The organism is Faecalibacterium sp. OM04-11BH, assembly GCF_003482185.1.
GTDB classification, from domain to species: Bacteria; Bacillota; Clostridia; order Oscillospirales; family Ruminococcaceae; genus Faecalibacterium; species Faecalibacterium tardum.
Genome location: NZ_QULS01000002.1, coordinates 154,314 through 168,774, shown reverse-complemented (window position 1 = coordinate 168,774; position 14,461 = coordinate 154,314). Strand labels below are relative to the sequence as shown.

Below are 14,461 nucleotides of genomic sequence, written 5' to 3'. Positions count from 1 at the left end.
ATAGAGGGAGAAACCTATGAAACTTGCAGGAAAAACGGATGTAGGACGCGTCCGGCAGGACAATCAGGATGACTACCGTGCCGGGGAGCTGCCCGGCGATGCAGCCTGGGCACTGGTGTGCGATGGCATGGGCGGCGCACGCGGCGGGCGGGAAGCCTCGCAGTGTGCGTGCAGCGTCATCGAGCGCTGCTTTCAGGAGCAGTACAGCCAGTGCATCCCCGGCGAAGAGGAGACTTTTCTAAAGAAGGCGCTGCTCAGCGCCAACCGCTATGTGTTCCAGAAGGCACTGCGGGAGGAGTCCCTGGCAGGTATGGGCACCACCGCTGTCTGCGCTCTGGTGCGCGGCGGCAAGGCCTATCTGAGCCATGCGGGCGATTCCCGCGCCTATCTGTACCGGGACGGTAAGCTGGCGCAGCTGACCCACGACCACTCCTATGTACAGGAGCTGGTGGACTGCGGCACTATTACGCAGGAGCAAGCAGAGCATCACCCACAGAAAAACATCATTACCCGGGCACTGGGCGTGGACTACCGGCTGGAGCCGGAGTTCACCACCGTGGCGCTGCAGGCAGGGGATGTTCTGCTGCTATGCACGGACGGTCTGACCAATGCTGTGCCTATGGAGCAGCTGGAACAGCTGCTGCGCAGCGGGTCTTTTTACGACCTGCCGGATGCTCTGATCCGCACCGCTAACGAAAACGGCGGCCCGGACAACATCACCGCCCTGCTGGTGGGGATAGAGCCGATGGAGGTGCGCCATGGATAACCTGATCGGTAAAAGACTGGACGGCCTGTACGAGGTGCAGGAACTGATTGGCTCCGGCGGCATGGCCAACGTATATAAGGCGGTCATGCGGGGGCAGAACGGCCCTGTGCCCGCCGGGACTGTGGTGGCGGTCAAGGTGCTGCGGCAGGAGTATATGCACGACCCGGATCTTGTGCGCCGCTTTAAAAATGAATCCAAGGCCATCTCGCTGCTGAACCACCCCAATATCGTTAAGGTGTACGATGTTTCGGTCAACGACCATCTGCAGTATATCGTCATGGAGTATGTGGACGGCATGACCCTGCGGGAGTACCTCAACGAGCGGGGCGGCAAGCTTTCCAGCCGGGAGACCGTGCACTTCATCTCCCAGATCCTCAAGGCGCTGGAGCATGCCCACGCCAACGGCGTCGTGCACCGGGATATCAAGCCCCAGAATATTATGCTGCTGGATAATGGCCAGCTGCGCATGATGGACTTCGGCATCGCCCGTATTTCCCGGGCAGATAACCAGATGCTGGCCGGCAAGGCGATGGGCAGCGTGCATTATATCAGCCCGGAGCAGGCAAAAGGGGACGAGACCGACTGCACCAGTGACATTTACTCGGTAGGCGTCATGATGTACGAGATGCTCTCCGGTCATCTGCCCTTTGATGCCGATGATGTGGTGGAGGTCGCCATCAAGCAGATCTCGGACGAGCCCCGCTCGCTGCATGAACTGGCACCGGAGGTTCCCTATGCGCTGGTGGAGATCACCGAAAAAGCCATGGCGAAGCTCCCCCAGAACCGCTACCCCTCGGCACGGGCAATGTTGGAAGCACTGGACACCTATGTGCAGAACCCTTCCGTGCTGTTTGAATATCAGTATATTACAGAAGAAGCACCCGAAAAGGTGGTGAAACGTACCATGAACCAGAACCGCGCGATCCGTCAGAACGAACAGCCAGCCCCCCGCAAAAACGGCAAGAGCAGGTCGGGCAAAAAGCGCCGTACCGTCTTTTTGCCAGCCTTGTTCGGCATCACCATTGCCTTTGCACTGGCCTGCATGGCACTGTGCTGGATGATCCTGAACGATTCCTCCAACCTGATGAACAACAAAGCCGATGTCACCCTTGGAGATTATATCGGCATGACCAAGGATCAGGCCATGGCCACGGATCAGATCGCATCCGGCCAGATCTCCCCGGAGTGGGAAGAAGAATATAACAGCAACTATGCTGCCGGTTATATCTATAAGCAGTCGCCGGTATCCGGCCGCACCGTCCGCGAGGGACAAAGCGTAACGCTGACCGTCAGTCTGGGTACCCAGTATGTCACTGTGCCGGATCTGACCAACTATGTGCAGACCGATGCCGAACAGCAGCTCAAGGCACTGGGCGTTTCGGTGCTGGTCACGCAGGCTGTGGATACCACCGTGGCCTCCGGTGCGGTCATCCGCACCGACCCTGCCGCCGGTACGCAGGTAGCGGCAGGCTCTACGGTCATTCTTTATATCAGCCGTCCGCAGGTGTCCACCACTACCAAGGTGCCCTCCCTTACCGGCATGAGCGTGAATGATGCCCGCACCCTGCTGGTGCAGAATCATCTGGGTCTTGGCAGCCAGAGCGAAGAATACAGCGACCAGCCCGCAGGTACGGTGCTCAGCCAGAACCCGGCGGCAGGTGCTACCGCAAAGCTGAACAGCCGCGTAAACGTTGTGGTCAGCGCGGGCGCTGCACCGGCACAGGAACCGGAGCAGCCTAGCGGTGACGGCACTTCCGGCACCACGGGCGAAGGCTCTACCGGCGGCGAGAGCACCGGCGGCAGCAGCGAGCCGAGCTCCAGCAGCAGCTCCACAGGCGGCGGTATTCTGGACTGGTGGTCCTCGCTGCTGGGCTGACGGAGGATGTGCATGAACGGTTATATCGTAAAAGGCATTGGCGGCTTTTACTATGTAAAAACGCCGGACGGTATCGTGGAGTGTAAGCCCCGCGGCATCTTCCGCAAGCAGAAGATCACCCCTGTGGCAGGGGATGAGGTGACGTTGGAAACTGAGAACGGTGCAGCGGTCATTGCGCAGATCGCCCCCCGTAAAAACGTTTTTGTGCGCCCGCCGGTGGCAAATCTGGATGTGCTGTTCCTTGTGGCAAGCACTACCCAGCCCACCCCCAGCACCTTGGTGCTGGATAAGCTTTCTGCCATTGCGGTGGATAAAGGCGTACAGCCGGTGGTGGTGTGCACCAAAAGCGACCTTGTCGAGGCGGATTTTCTGGCAAACGCCTACGCAAAGTCCACTCTGCCGTTTATCCGCATCGACTACGAAAGCGGTGCCGGGCTGGACGAAATAAAACAGTGGATCAACGGCAGATTGTGCGCTTTCTGCGGGAACTCCGGCGTGGGTAAATCCACCCTGCTGAACGCGCTGCTGCCGGATGCTGCCCGCGAGACCAGCGCCATCAGCCAGAAGTTGGGACGCGGCCGCCACACCACCCGTGAGGTGACCGTCTTTGAAGCCTACGGCGGACGCATTGCCGACACCCCGGGCTTTGCCAGTCTGGAAGCCAACCGCGCCGGATTCATCCCCAAGGAGAATCTGGAGCACGCCTTCCCGGAATTTGGCCCTTATCTTGGTCAGTGCCAGTTTACCGGCTGCTCCCACCGCAGCGAAAAAGGTTGTGCTGTGCGGGCAGCGCTGGCAGAGGGCAAGCTTTCCAAGACCCGGTACGACAGCTACTGCGCCATGTACGACGAGGTAAAGGATGTCAAGGACTGGCAGCGCCCGAAAGTGTAAAACGGAAGGAAGAATAAAATGTCCCGTTGTGTGATCCTTTCCGCCTGCCCGGTGCAGCCGGAACTCAAACACCTGTTGCGCAGTGATGATTTTATCATTGCCTGCGATGCGGGCTACCGCAACTGCGAACGGCTGGGCTGCAAGCCGGATATCATTGTAGGCGATTTTGATTCCGCTCCCTGTCCGCAGCAGAATGCGGACGATATCGTTGTGTTGCCCCACGTCAAGGACGACACCGATACCGAGTATGCCGCAAAGCTCGCGGCGCAAAAGGGCTTTGACGAGGTGCTTTTGCTGGGTGCACTGGGCGGCAGGCGGGTGGAGCATACCCTTGCAAACCTGTGCACCGGTCTTGGGCTGGAGCAGCGCGGCATCCGTGCCGCCTTGCAGGACGAGCGCTCCCGCATCACCTTTGTGCTGCCGGGCGAGAGCCGCTGCTACCCCAAGGAGGAGTTTTTCTACTTCTCGGCCTTCCCCATGGAGGGGCGCGCCGAGGGTGTGTACGAAAAAGGCTCCTTCTATGAGCTGGAAGATGCCGTGCTCACAGCAGGCTATCCGCTGGGTGTGAGCAACGAGTACGCCGAAGGCTCAAGCTGCATCACCGTCAGCACCCGGCAGGGTGCGCTTGTGGTGGTGGAGACCATCGCAGATTGAACCCTTCCCGGAACATTTTTGCCTGTCAGACGCTATAATGGGGTAAACATGAGCGAAAGGCGGGGTGGAGATGCAGGTAGTGGTCATTCGCAGCCCGAAAGCGCTGTGCGGCATTCTGCGCAAGCTGTTCGGCATCCGCAAAGAGAACTAAATCCATAAAAGGCCGGTGTGTGGCAGCTGCTGCACACCGGCCTTTTGCTGTCGGCATACCGCCGCCTGCCGCTGCATACACTCTTACGGAAACGGACAGGGAAAGGAGCACACTACACATGGAACTGAAGATATTCCGGGACACGCTGCCGCAGGGCGGGGCAGGCTGTACCGTAAAAGCAGAACTTCCTCTGGAAACCGAGATCCGCATCTCGGATGACCTACCGCCGGTGGGTAAGCTGGTCAAGTGCTTTGTCCGCCCGGTGGTGCTGCAGCGGCAGTTGCAGCCGGGCAGGCTTACCCTAGAGGGCTATCTGCGCTGCACAGTGTTTTATCAGAGCGAAGCGGAAAAAGGCCTGTGCCAGACCGAGCAAAAGCTGCCCTTCACCCGGCAGCTGGAGCTGCCGGAGCTTGCCTTTACCGCATGGACAGCCGTGGTGGAAGGGCAGACAGAGTACCTCAACACCCGCGCGGCAGACCCGCGCCGTATTGAGATGCGGGGTGCCTATGGGCTGGTGGTCACGGTGCACACCCAATGCAAGACCGAGGTCATCACTGCACTGGCAGATGGCGGCATTGAGCAGCAGCTGCGTACATTGCAAGGTGTGCGCAGCGTGGCTGTGCTGGATAAGCTGGTTACCTTAGAGGGAGAGCTTGTCTTTGCAAAGCCCCCGGCGGCTGTACTGGATATTACTGGAAACGCCTGTGTGGCAGAGGTAAAGCTTCTTGCCGGAAAGGCTGTGGTCAAGGGGGAGCTGCGGGTGCAGTGTGCATGGCGGGCAGAAGGGGACACTGCCCTGCAAAGTCAGGCGGCGGCGCTGCCCTTCCAGCAGGTGATAGATTTAGAAGGTATTACCGAGGACTGCCGCTGCCTGTGCGTGGCAGAGCCGGTGGGCTTTACCCTGTCGCAGGCGGAAAGCGCCGCCGCCCAGCTGACGGCGAATGTCATGCTGCATCTGCGGGCATGGCGCAGCTACCAGCTGCAGGTGGCAGTGGATGCTTTTTCCACCCGATTTGAAACGGAGCTCACGCCGCAGCCGCTCGTTACAGAGCAACTGCTCTGCACCCTGAACGATACCGCTACCGCCACAGGCTCCGGTCCGCTGCCGGATGCAGGGGCGCAGCTGCGAGCCTGCTTTGTGCACTATGGCCCTCAGCAGGCCATCCAAAAAGGGGAGGGCTGGGTGCTTGCCGCAAAGGCGGTGGTAACAGCCCTTGCGGAGAATACCCTCGGTGAACTGGAAAGCTACGAGAAAACCTTGGAGGTCGCTGTCCCGCTGCCCATCACGCCGCCGGAGGGAACGGTGCTTGTGCCGGAATGTTGGCTGAGCACCGAGAACGTGCAATGCACCTGTGCGGGCGGCACACTGGAAGCTACGATTACTGTCCGGGCAGAGGGCGCGATTTTAGGCTGCACCACCAGCCCGGTCATCGGCAGCATCACCCTTGGCGACCCGCTGCCCGATACCGACCCCGAGATCGCTCTGCGAATCTACTACGCGCAGGCCGGGGAGGAGCTGTTTGCAGTGGCCCGGCGGTTCCATGTGGCTCCGGCGCAGATCCTTGCGGCGAATCAGCTAGAAGAGGAGCTTGCCAGGCTGCCGCAGGCACAGCGGCTGCTGATCCCGGTCACCTGAGCTGCAAACTTAACTGTACCCCTTTCCCGGATGGCACAAGCTACCGCGCCGGGGAGGGGGATTCTTTTTGCCTGTGCCTGCGCAGAAAAAAGCAGCACAAAGAATTACTAAAAGTCACTACAAAAGGATTCCTAAAATAAAACGTATTATCAATACAAAACATAACGAATATACGTTTAGTATCTTATGCAAGTGATTATAAATCAACACACGAACCGTACTGATATCGATTTCAAGGCATGAGAACACTTCAAAAATACGATTTGTATTTAACGCTTTGCAGACCATCCATGGATGTGGTATACTAAGGAAGATGCAAATGCAAACGACTGCCGCTCGTCTGCTGTGTCCGGTGTACAGCACTGTTTCTGCCGGGAAAACAGCACGGCGGGCGGCAAAATGATATCGCAGGAGAGTGGAACATTTGGAACTGGAACAGGCTAAAAAGCGCGTGGAAGAGCTGCGCGCTGTTATTGAGAAAAACAACCGGCTTTACTACGATCAGGATGCGCCGGAGCTGGAAGATTTTGAATACGATGCCCTGACGCGGGAATTAAAGGAGCTGGAAGCACAGTTTCCCCAGCTGATTACAGCAACATCACCCACCCAGAAGGTAGGCGGCACCGCCAGCAGCAAGCTGCCCAAGGTGACCCACGCTGTCAAGATGGAAAGCCTGCTGGATGCGTTCTCCTTCGATGAGCTGCGGGACTTTGACCGCCGCGTCCGCGAGGCCGGAGTAGAACCGGAATATGTTGTGGAGATCAAGATCGATGGTCTTTCCTGCAGCTTGGAGTACGAGAACGGGCAGCTTGTCCGTGCCTCCACCCGCGGTGACGGCGTGGTGGGCGAGGACGTTACCGCAAACGTGCGCGCCATCCGCAGCATCCCCAAGACCCTTAAAGATGCACCGGAGTTTCTGGAAGTACGCGGCGAGGTGTATATGCCCCACAAGGCCTTTCAGCACCTGTGTGCCGAGCAGGAATTGCAGGGTGCTGCGCCTTTTAAAAATCCCCGCAATGCTGCTGCTGGTTCTCTGCGGCAAAAGGACGCCCGCATCACCGGCAGCCGTGGGCTTTCTATCTTTGTGTTCAATGTGCAGCAGATCCGGGGTAAAACCCTGACCAAGCACTCCGAAAGTCTGGATTACCTCAAGAGCCTTGGTTTGCCGGTATCGCCGCGCTACCATGTGGTGCATGATATCGAGGACGCCATTTCTGAGATCGAGAACATCGGCCAGAATCGTGCAAAGCTGGATTTCGACATGGACGGTGCCGTTATCAAGGTGAACGATTTTGCCCAGCGGGAGCTGATGGGTTCTACTAACAAATTCCCGCGCTGGGCCATTGCCTTCAAATACCCGCCGGAGGTCAAGGAGACCACCCTGCGCAGCATCGAGGTTGCTGTGGGCCGCACCGGTGTGCTTACCCCCACCGCCTGCTTTGACCCGGTGTTTCTGGCAGGTACTACGGTAGCTCGCGCCACCCTCCACAACGAGGACTTTATCCGGCAGTTCGGGCTGTGCATCGGGGACACCATTCAGGTGCGCAAGGCGGGCGATATCATCCCGGAGGTCATCGGAGTCACCCATCATGCGGAGGACGCTGAGCCCTACACCATGCCCACGGTCTGCCCCTCCTGCGGCGCGCCGGTGGTGCATCTGGAGGACGAAGCCGCCCTGCGCTGTGTGAACCCGGAGTGCCCGGCACAGGCGCTGCGCAATATCATTCATTTTGCCTCCCGGGATGCCATGGATATCGAGGGCTTGGGCGAGGCAGTGGCTACCCAGTTGGTGGAAAAGGAGCTGGTGCATTCTGCAGCAGATATCTACACGCTGACCCGGGAACAGCTGCTGGAGCTGGACAAATTCAAGGAGAAAAGCGCAGACAATCTGTTACAGGCCATTACTGCCTCCAAGCAAAACAATCTGGATAAACTTTTGTTCGGCTTTGGCATCCGCAATATCGGCGATAAGGCAGCCGCGCTGCTTGCAGAGCATTTCGGCACGCTGCAAGCCATCCGAGAAGCCACCGCAGAGCAGGTCAGTCAAATCGACGGCTTTGGCGGCGTGATGGCGCAGAGCGTGGTGGAATTCTTTGCCAAGGAAGGCACCACCGACCTTGTGCACCGTCTGGCAGACGCCGGGGTCAATATGCAGTGGAAGGGCGAGCCGAAGGGGGATAAACTGGCGGGCAAAACGCTGGTGGTCACCGGTACGCTGGAAACCCTCTCCCGCAACGAGGCCGAAGCACTGATCGTGAAAAACGGCGGCAAAGCCAGCGGCTCCGTCTCCAAAAAAACAGCCTATGTGGTGGCCGGTGCGGCGGCGGGCTCCAAGCTGACCAAAGCGCAGGCGCTGGGCGTGCCGGTACTGACCGAACAGGAATTTCTTACCATGCTGCAAGATGCCCCGGCAGAACCGGAAACGACTTAAAGCAGCTTTCCTGAACGTCGAAATACAGATAATTTCAAAAGCTTCTGCAATGCTGTTGCAGGGGCTTTTTTGTTTTCTGATTCGCGGTTCTAAGAACGCACAAAGCGCATACAATGCTAGCACAAAGCTTTCGTGGAAGGAGAAACCAAAGTGGACGAGTATTACCGGGCCGTCAGAGCCCTTCCCGCTTGGCTGGCAGCGCCGCTGGCACAGCTGCCCACACAAACAGTAGTGCACATACAGGAGCTGCGGCTGCGCACAGACTGCGCGGTCACATTTACCGTGCAGGGGCGGCAATGCTCTGCTTCTGCACTGCCGGGTTGTCCTCCGGCATTGGTTGCAATGCGGCTGGACGCGCTGCAAATAGAGGAGATCTTCCACACCCTTTGCAACGGCTCAGTGCACACCCATGAAAGGGAACTTTCCGAGGGCTACCTAACCACCGCTGCCGGAAACCGTGTGGGCGTGGCAGGGCAGTTCGTGCAGCGGGAAGGGCATGGCATCACCCTGCAAAAGGTCACTTCGCTCAACCTGCGTATCGCACGCAGCTGCACCATCCGTCTGCTGCCTGCACTGGACAAGCTGCTGGAGCAGCATTTTACCGGGCTGCTGGTGGTGGGAGAACCCGGCAGCGGCAAGACCACCCTGTTGCGCACCATTGCCCGGACGCTAGCCGAGCGGCAGCGTTTGGTAGCAGTAGTGGACGAGCGGGGCGAGCTTTTCCCGCCGGAAGGGCCGCTGCCGCCGCTGGAGCGCATTGGCGGGGTGGATAAAGCCCGCGCCGTCCAGATGGCGCTGCGTACGCTGGCACCACAGGTGATCCTGCTGGACGAGCTGGGCAGTCTGGAGGAAACGATGGCACTGGAACAGGGCTTTTTCAGCGGGGTGGACTTTATTGCCAGCATCCATGCTCCGGACGCTGCACAGGCACGATGCCGTCCGCAGGTACAGGCATTACTGCAACGCGGGATGCTGCGGCAGCTGGTCGTCCTTGCCGGGCGGGAGACGCCGGGCTGCATCCGGGAAGTGTGCGCCGTATGAGCGGCCTTCTGCGCGGGTTCGGCTTGTTTTTGCTCCCGTTGTGCGGTTGGCTGGCAGGGGATGCAGTACAAGTCAGAATAACTCTGCATCTTGCCGCTTTACAGCGCACTATCGAGCTATTACGGCGCATCCGGCAGGAGATCCAGTACCGCCGGGCAGACCTGCAAAGTCTCTACCGGCAGCTTTGCCGCGAGGGCCTGTTGACGCAAACTCCCGGCGGTACATTGCAGCAGCTGCCTGCGCCGGAACAACTTTCTGCGGCAGAGCGCGCCTGTTTTACAGAGTGCTTTTGCGGCATCGGCCGCGCAGAGGCTGCACAGGAATGCGAACGGATTAGCTACTATACGGCGCGGTTCGAGGACTATTTACAGCAGGCGCGCCGCACAGCACAGCGGCAGGCCGGTCTGCCGCACCGTCTGGGACTGGCAGGCGGCATAATGCTGGCACTGCTCTTTTTGTAAAGGCTGTACGGAACAAAGGAGAAACGGATGGATATCGAGCTTGTGTTCAAAATTGCGGCCATCGGCATCATAGTCGCGGTGCTCAATCAGCTGCTCATCCGCTCCGGGCGGGAGGATCAGGCCATGATGACCACGCTGGCGGGGCTTGTTGTGGTGCTCTCCATTCTGGTCAAGCAGATCAGTGCCCTGTTTGCCACGATCCGGTCTTTGTTTGCGCTATGAGCGCGGCGGTTCCGGTGCTGACGGCGCTGCTGCTAATGGCCTTTGCTGGTATTCTATTGCAGCGGTACTCCCCGGCGTTTGCACTGCTGCTTTCGCTGGGCGCTGCGGTGTGGTTGCTGCTCCGTCTGGCACAGCCGCTGCGCGGGGTACTGCAAGCATTAGTGCAGCTAGGGCAGCGTACCAATGCACAGGCTTTTTCCTGTCTTTTGCGCAGTGCAGGGATTTTGCTGCTGGCAGATTACGTCCGCACCCTCTGCGAGGAAGCCGGAGCGGATACGCTTGCATGGTGCGCCGGGCTGGCGGGACGGTGTCTCGTGCTGGTGGCGGTGTGGCCGCTGCTGGAACAGATATTCCAGACGATTTGGGGGCTGGTGGGATGAAAAAACGCGGCCTTATCATTTGCATGGTAATACTGAGCATCCTGTGCAGCAAAACCGCTCTGAAAGCTGCGGCGGCAGAGACAACGCCGTGGCAGACCTATCTCGACAAAGCACCTGTACAGGCCGAGCAGTTTGCGGCAGACCCGCTGGGCACCTTGCTGCGTTTGTTTGCTGCCGAGCCGGTGCAATTGCTGCGGGAAGTGCTGCATCAATATGCCGGTGTTCTGCTGTTTTTATCGCTGGCGGCCGGGCTTGCATTTCTCTTACAGGACACCGCCGACAAAGCACTGCTGGAACTGGCGGCTGCCGGTGGCTGCGGCGTTTTATTGTGGCAGGAACTGGACAAGCTTGCTGCCGCGCTATGCACCCGGATGGCTGGGTGGAAAAGCTATCTGCTGGGCTTTTTGCCGGTATACAGCGGCGTGTTGGCAGCTGGAGGCGAATGGAACGCCGGAGCTGCCGCAAATGGCTTTCTGCTCACGGTGCTGTGCTTTATTGCACAGGCGGTCACCCTCTGGCTGCAACCACTGCTGCGCAGCTACCTTGTCATCAGCATGGCCTGTGGCATCAGCTCCCGCAAAAGCCTGTCCGAGGGCTGTACCCTGACCGGGCGGTTGCTGCGGCAGGCTATCGGCTGGGCGGGTAAAGCGTTCGCCGCCCTGATGAGCCTGCAGCGCGTAGTCACGGTGCAGTTGGATCGTTCTGCCTCTCGTCTGGGACAGCTGCTGACCGGCAGCGTGCCCATTGTGGGACAGGCGCTGAGCAGCGCGGCAGACGCAGTGCTGGCCGGGATGCAGCTACTCAAAAGCACCCTTGGCATTGCCGCATTGCTCAGCATCGGGGCAGAATTTGTGCCATTATATCTCGGGCTTCTGGTGCATCTGTTTTTACTGTCCTGCTGCGGCTGGCTTGCCGGGATCGGCGGGCTGGAGCATTGCCATAAGCTGCTGCAATGCTTTGCCGAAGCCGTGCGCTGCATGGCGGCAGTTACAGCTTTGTTTTTCATGTTGTTTGTGGTGGGCATCGTGCTGCTGATGCTGACAGGGGGTGGTTAGATGCAGGCGTTTCAGCGGGCTGCGGCAGTGTTCTGCATGGCGTGCATCGGGGCGGAACTGGTCAGCCTTTTTGGCGGGCAAAGCTGGGCTGGCCGGTGCATAAAAGCCGTAGCCGGGCTATATATTTTAGCAGTCCTTCTTGCGCAGCTGCCGCACCTGCCGGGCAAGGTTATGACCGCTTTTTCGGGGAATACAGCCCCGGCGGCCACATCCACTGCACAGCCGGATGCACTGGAAACGGAGATCCTGACTGAGACCAAGGCTCAACTGGAAGAGTATTGCACTGCACAGTGCCGACAGCAATTCGGGTTGGATATTCGTGTGACGGTCACGCTGGAAAAAGCCGGGCAGCAGGTCGTGGTAAAAAAGGCTGTTGCTGCCTTCCCGGCGGGCTGTACCGCTGCACAAAAACAGGCGGTGCTCAGCTTTTTGCAGCAGACGCTGGGCACCGCTCCTACGGCGGCGGAGGAGAGCGCACCATGAAAAAGAACGAATTTCTTTCCGTTTTCCGCGCTCTGCAAAGCGGCAAAAACCGCACTTCGCTGGTGGTGGTAGTCGGTGTGCTGGCAATGCTGCTGCTTTTGCTGTCGGAGCTTTTACCCAGCGGGAACACGCAGAAAGCGGCGGTATCCGCCGCCCAAACAGCTGCCGTCAGCCAGTACCAGGCCCGGCTGGAGCAGCAGCTGGAAGAACTGATCAGCCAGCTGCAAGGGGCGGGGCACACCACGGTCATGGTCACTCTGTCCACCGGGGAGGAGACTGTCTACGCAGTAGACACCCAGACGGGGGATATGCAACAGCAGGAGACGCACGTTCTTTTACAGGATGGCTCTGCGCTGGCCGAGACAACCTATCTGCCACAGGTCTGCGGGGTCGCCGTGTTGTGTGAGGGCGGGGGAGATGTCCACGTTGCAGCCCGTATCACGGAGCTGCTGCATTCGCTGCTGGATCTGCCCACAAACCGCATCTGTGTGGAGCAGCGCAAGCGCTGACCCGCTGCTTTTGTCAAGTACCACAATTGCTTACCGAAATACCAAAGGAGGAACCGTTTTATGAGAGCACTTTCCAGAAACACCCGCAGGGTCACCGCTCTGACGCTAGCGGCGGCACTGGTCGTTGCCGTCTACTTAAATTGGCAGTATGCCCGGGCAGACATCACCCCGCAGACAGAGGATGACACCCTCATGGTCTCGGCAGAACCGGTGGATGCAAAAGCAGAGACTACCATCACGGATGCGCTGCCCACAGAGGCGGAAGCCGTCTCCGGTGCCAGTAAAAACTATGGCGAAGCACAGCTTGTCAGCGTTGCAAACGACAGCGGTACCCGCTTTTTTGAACAGGCTCGTCTCAAGCGGGAAAAGGCACATGACGAAGCCATGGACACCCTGCAAAAGAGCCTGAAGTCCTCCTCCCTGACAGCCGAGGAGAAAAAGGAGTACACCGCACAAATGGCGGCAGGGCTGGAAGATCTGAACGCAGAAAACGAGATCGAGACGCTGGTGCGTGCCAAGGGCTTTGCGGACTGCCTGTGCTTTTTGCAGGCAGGGCGGGCGGATCTGACCGTGATGACGGCAGGCGAGCCGCTCACAGCGGCACAGGTGGCGCAGATCCGGGATGTTGTGATGAACAAAAGCAGTGTGAGCGCCCAAAACATCACGGTGGTGGAGGTAAAGTAAGCGCTCTTTATTTATGCTGACACCCCGGCGGCGCAGGTGCAGCTTTTCTTGCAGGCAGAAAGCCGCGCCCGCTGCCGGGGTGCCATTCTGTGCTGATTTCCATCTTTCTTTTCCAAACAAGTATTGAAATTGCCCCCGCATTGATGGTATAATAACTCTATCAAAAACGAATGCCGTGTGCCTTTATGCATAGCGCAGGGGCGCGTTTGAACAAAAAAGGCAGCTACGGCAGGCCAGTTTCAGAGTATTGAAACCACTGCCGCAACCGCCTTTGGATGGAGGACAGCACAATGGATTTACAGAACATGGATCTTCAGGGCGGCAGCCTTCAGATTTCGACCGAGGTCGTGGGTAAGATCGCCCGCTGTGCCGCATTGGAAGTGGACGGCGTTGCCGAGGTGTCCTGCGGCGTGCAGAACAAAAAGCTGAAAAACCTGCTGGAATCTGCCAGCATCCAGCCGCCTGTGGCGGTAGAGATGCGGGACGGCACGGCCAGCATCACCCTGCACCTGATGATGCAGTTCGGCGCACGGATCCCCTCCGTGGCCGAAAAGGTACAGGAAAACGTCAAGTCTGCTGTACAGAACATGACCAATGTGACGGTCAGTCGCGTGGATCTGGTCATTGCAGGCCTTGCCGAGGCGCAGTAACAAATTTAGCAAAAAATCATATCAGAAAACGATCCTCCTCCCGGCACGCCCGGCGGGGAGGGTTTGTATTGCGAAAGGAACATTATGGAAAATATTCTGCCCCGTAGAGAAGCCCGCGAAAACGCCTTTTTGCTGGCATTTTCGCAGACCTTCGGTGACATTCCTCTGGCCGAGGCACTGTCCAATCACGCCGAGAACGATGAGGAGCATCCCGTGGACGCCTTCAGCCGTCTGCTGCTGAACGCCTACTACGATCATTCCGCAGAGGTGGATGACGAGATCCGTGCCCATCTGCGCAACTGGACCATGGAGCGTCTGCCCCGCGTCAGCCTGACCGTGCTGCGTCTGGCCGTGGCTGAGATGCTGTTCGGCGGCGAAAACAAGCCCGGTGTTGCAATCAATGAGGCTGTGGAGCTGACCAAGAAGTACGGCGCGGGCGAGGACTATCAGTTTGTGAATGGCCTGCTGGGTGCTGTGGCACGCGACCATGGCCTGAGTGATGAAGCCGTCGCGGAGTCGGCTGAACAGTGAGCCGTTATACGCTCGGGGTCGATACAAGCAACTATGCAAC

At 58.8% G+C, this 14,461-nt stretch carries 16 protein-coding genes; all 16 read left to right on the top strand.

Going from position 1 to position 14,461, the window contains the following annotated elements; translation table 11 throughout:
- The first annotated feature begins 16 nt into the window (after positions 1–16).
- A complete protein-coding gene (locus DXB44_RS02580; RefSeq protein ID WP_118657631.1) occupies positions 17–766 on the top strand; it encodes a Stp1/IreP family PP2C-type Ser/Thr phosphatase in 750 nt (249 codons plus the stop codon).
- A complete protein-coding gene (gene pknB, locus DXB44_RS02575; protein WP_118657630.1) occupies positions 759–2,642 on the top strand; it encodes a Stk1 family PASTA domain-containing Ser/Thr kinase in 1,884 nt (627 codons plus the stop codon). The genes DXB44_RS02580 and pknB overlap by 8 nt, the downstream gene beginning before the upstream one ends.
- A 12-nt stretch (positions 2,643–2,654) precedes the next feature.
- Positions 2,655–3,533 carry a ribosome small subunit-dependent GTPase A gene (gene rsgA, locus DXB44_RS02570; RefSeq protein ID WP_118657629.1) on the top strand — a complete coding sequence of 293 codons (879 nt, stop codon included), beginning with the start codon at positions 2,655–2,657 and terminating at the stop codon, positions 3,531–3,533.
- An 18-nt stretch (positions 3,534–3,551) separates the two neighbouring features.
- The gene (locus tag DXB44_RS02565) at positions 3,552–4,187 is read left to right on the top strand and encodes a thiamine diphosphokinase (RefSeq protein ID WP_055184442.1); all 636 of its coding nucleotides are present in this window, start codon (positions 3,552–3,554) and stop codon (positions 4,185–4,187) included.
- A gap of 269 nt (positions 4,188–4,456) precedes the next feature.
- Positions 4,457–5,974: a DUF3794 domain-containing protein gene (locus DXB44_RS02555; RefSeq protein ID WP_118657628.1), complete on the top strand. Its 1,518-nt coding sequence runs from the start codon at positions 4,457–4,459 to the stop codon at positions 5,972–5,974.
- 415 nt (positions 5,975–6,389) lie between these two features.
- Positions 6,390–8,405, top strand: a complete 2,016-nt coding sequence (ligA, locus tag DXB44_RS02550) for an NAD-dependent DNA ligase LigA (protein ID WP_118657627.1) — start codon at positions 6,390–6,392, stop codon at positions 8,403–8,405.
- 150 nt (positions 8,406–8,555) lie between these two features.
- Positions 8,556–9,446 (top strand): ATPase, T2SS/T4P/T4SS family, encoded by an 891-nt coding sequence (locus tag DXB44_RS02545; protein ID WP_243111011.1) that lies wholly within the window; start codon positions 8,556–8,558, stop codon positions 9,444–9,446.
- Positions 9,443–9,907 carry a hypothetical protein gene (locus DXB44_RS02540; protein WP_118657625.1) on the top strand — a complete coding sequence of 155 codons (465 nt, stop codon included), beginning with the start codon at positions 9,443–9,445 and terminating at the stop codon, positions 9,905–9,907. Before DXB44_RS02545 ends, DXB44_RS02540 begins: the two co-directional genes overlap by 4 nt.
- A gap of 27 nt (positions 9,908–9,934) precedes the next feature.
- A complete protein-coding gene (spoIIIAC, locus tag DXB44_RS02535) occupies positions 9,935–10,129 on the top strand; it encodes a stage III sporulation protein AC (RefSeq protein WP_055184433.1) in 195 nt (64 codons plus the stop codon).
- Complete coding sequence (locus DXB44_RS02530) at positions 10,126–10,509, top strand: SpoIIIAC/SpoIIIAD family protein (RefSeq protein ID WP_118657624.1); 384 nt, start codon at positions 10,126–10,128, stop codon at positions 10,507–10,509. Before spoIIIAC ends, DXB44_RS02530 begins: the two co-directional genes overlap by 4 nt.
- Positions 10,506–11,564 (top strand): stage III sporulation protein AE, encoded by a 1,059-nt coding sequence (locus DXB44_RS02525; protein WP_118657623.1) that lies wholly within the window; start codon positions 10,506–10,508, stop codon positions 11,562–11,564. Before DXB44_RS02530 ends, DXB44_RS02525 begins: the two co-directional genes overlap by 4 nt.
- Entirely contained in the window at positions 11,565–12,047 is a 483-nt protein-coding gene (locus tag DXB44_RS02520; protein WP_118657622.1) for a hypothetical protein, read from the top strand.
- On the top strand, positions 12,044–12,556 hold the full coding sequence (locus DXB44_RS02515; protein ID WP_118657621.1) for a stage III sporulation protein AG: 513 nt from the start codon (positions 12,044–12,046) through the stop codon (positions 12,554–12,556). Before DXB44_RS02520 ends, DXB44_RS02515 begins: the two co-directional genes overlap by 4 nt.
- A 60-nt stretch (positions 12,557–12,616) precedes the next feature.
- The gene (locus DXB44_RS02510) at positions 12,617–13,240 is read left to right on the top strand and encodes a SpoIIIAH-like family protein (protein ID WP_118657620.1); all 624 of its coding nucleotides are present in this window, start codon (positions 12,617–12,619) and stop codon (positions 13,238–13,240) included.
- Between the two features lie 275 nt (positions 13,241–13,515).
- On the top strand, positions 13,516–13,890 hold the full coding sequence (locus tag DXB44_RS02505) for an Asp23/Gls24 family envelope stress response protein (RefSeq protein WP_118657619.1): 375 nt from the start codon (positions 13,516–13,518) through the stop codon (positions 13,888–13,890).
- Between the two features lie 84 nt (positions 13,891–13,974).
- Positions 13,975–14,421, top strand: a complete 447-nt coding sequence (nusB, locus tag DXB44_RS02500; protein WP_055184420.1) for a transcription antitermination factor NusB — start codon at positions 13,975–13,977, stop codon at positions 14,419–14,421.
- Positions 14,422–14,461 lie beyond the last annotated feature (40 nt).

Coding starts and splice junctions, on each gene's coding strand:
- DXB44_RS02515 (WP_118657621.1), top strand. CDS start 12,044: ATGAAAAAGAACGAATTTCTTTCCGTTTTCCGCGCTCTGCAAAGCGGC.
- DXB44_RS02580 (WP_118657631.1), top strand. CDS start 17: ATGAAACTTGCAGGAAAAACGGATGTAGGACGCGTCCGGCAGGACAAT.
- nusB (WP_055184420.1), top strand. CDS start 13,975: ATGGAAAATATTCTGCCCCGTAGAGAAGCCCGCGAAAACGCCTTTTTG.
- DXB44_RS02530 (WP_118657624.1), top strand. CDS start 10,126: ATGAGCGCGGCGGTTCCGGTGCTGACGGCGCTGCTGCTAATGGCCTTT.
- DXB44_RS02525 (WP_118657623.1), top strand. CDS start 10,506: ATGAAAAAACGCGGCCTTATCATTTGCATGGTAATACTGAGCATCCTG.
- DXB44_RS02510 (WP_118657620.1), top strand. CDS start 12,617: ATGAGAGCACTTTCCAGAAACACCCGCAGGGTCACCGCTCTGACGCTA.
- DXB44_RS02520 (WP_118657622.1), top strand. CDS start 11,565: ATGCAGGCGTTTCAGCGGGCTGCGGCAGTGTTCTGCATGGCGTGCATC.
- spoIIIAC (WP_055184433.1), top strand. CDS start 9,935: ATGGATATCGAGCTTGTGTTCAAAATTGCGGCCATCGGCATCATAGTC.
- DXB44_RS02555 (WP_118657628.1), top strand. CDS start 4,457: ATGGAACTGAAGATATTCCGGGACACGCTGCCGCAGGGCGGGGCAGGC.
- pknB (WP_118657630.1), top strand. CDS start 759: ATGGATAACCTGATCGGTAAAAGACTGGACGGCCTGTACGAGGTGCAG.
- rsgA (WP_118657629.1), top strand. CDS start 2,655: ATGAACGGTTATATCGTAAAAGGCATTGGCGGCTTTTACTATGTAAAA.
- DXB44_RS02565 (WP_055184442.1), top strand. CDS start 3,552: ATGTCCCGTTGTGTGATCCTTTCCGCCTGCCCGGTGCAGCCGGAACTC.
- DXB44_RS02505 (WP_118657619.1), top strand. CDS start 13,516: ATGGAGGACAGCACAATGGATTTACAGAACATGGATCTTCAGGGCGGC.
- DXB44_RS02540 (WP_118657625.1), top strand. CDS start 9,443: ATGAGCGGCCTTCTGCGCGGGTTCGGCTTGTTTTTGCTCCCGTTGTGC.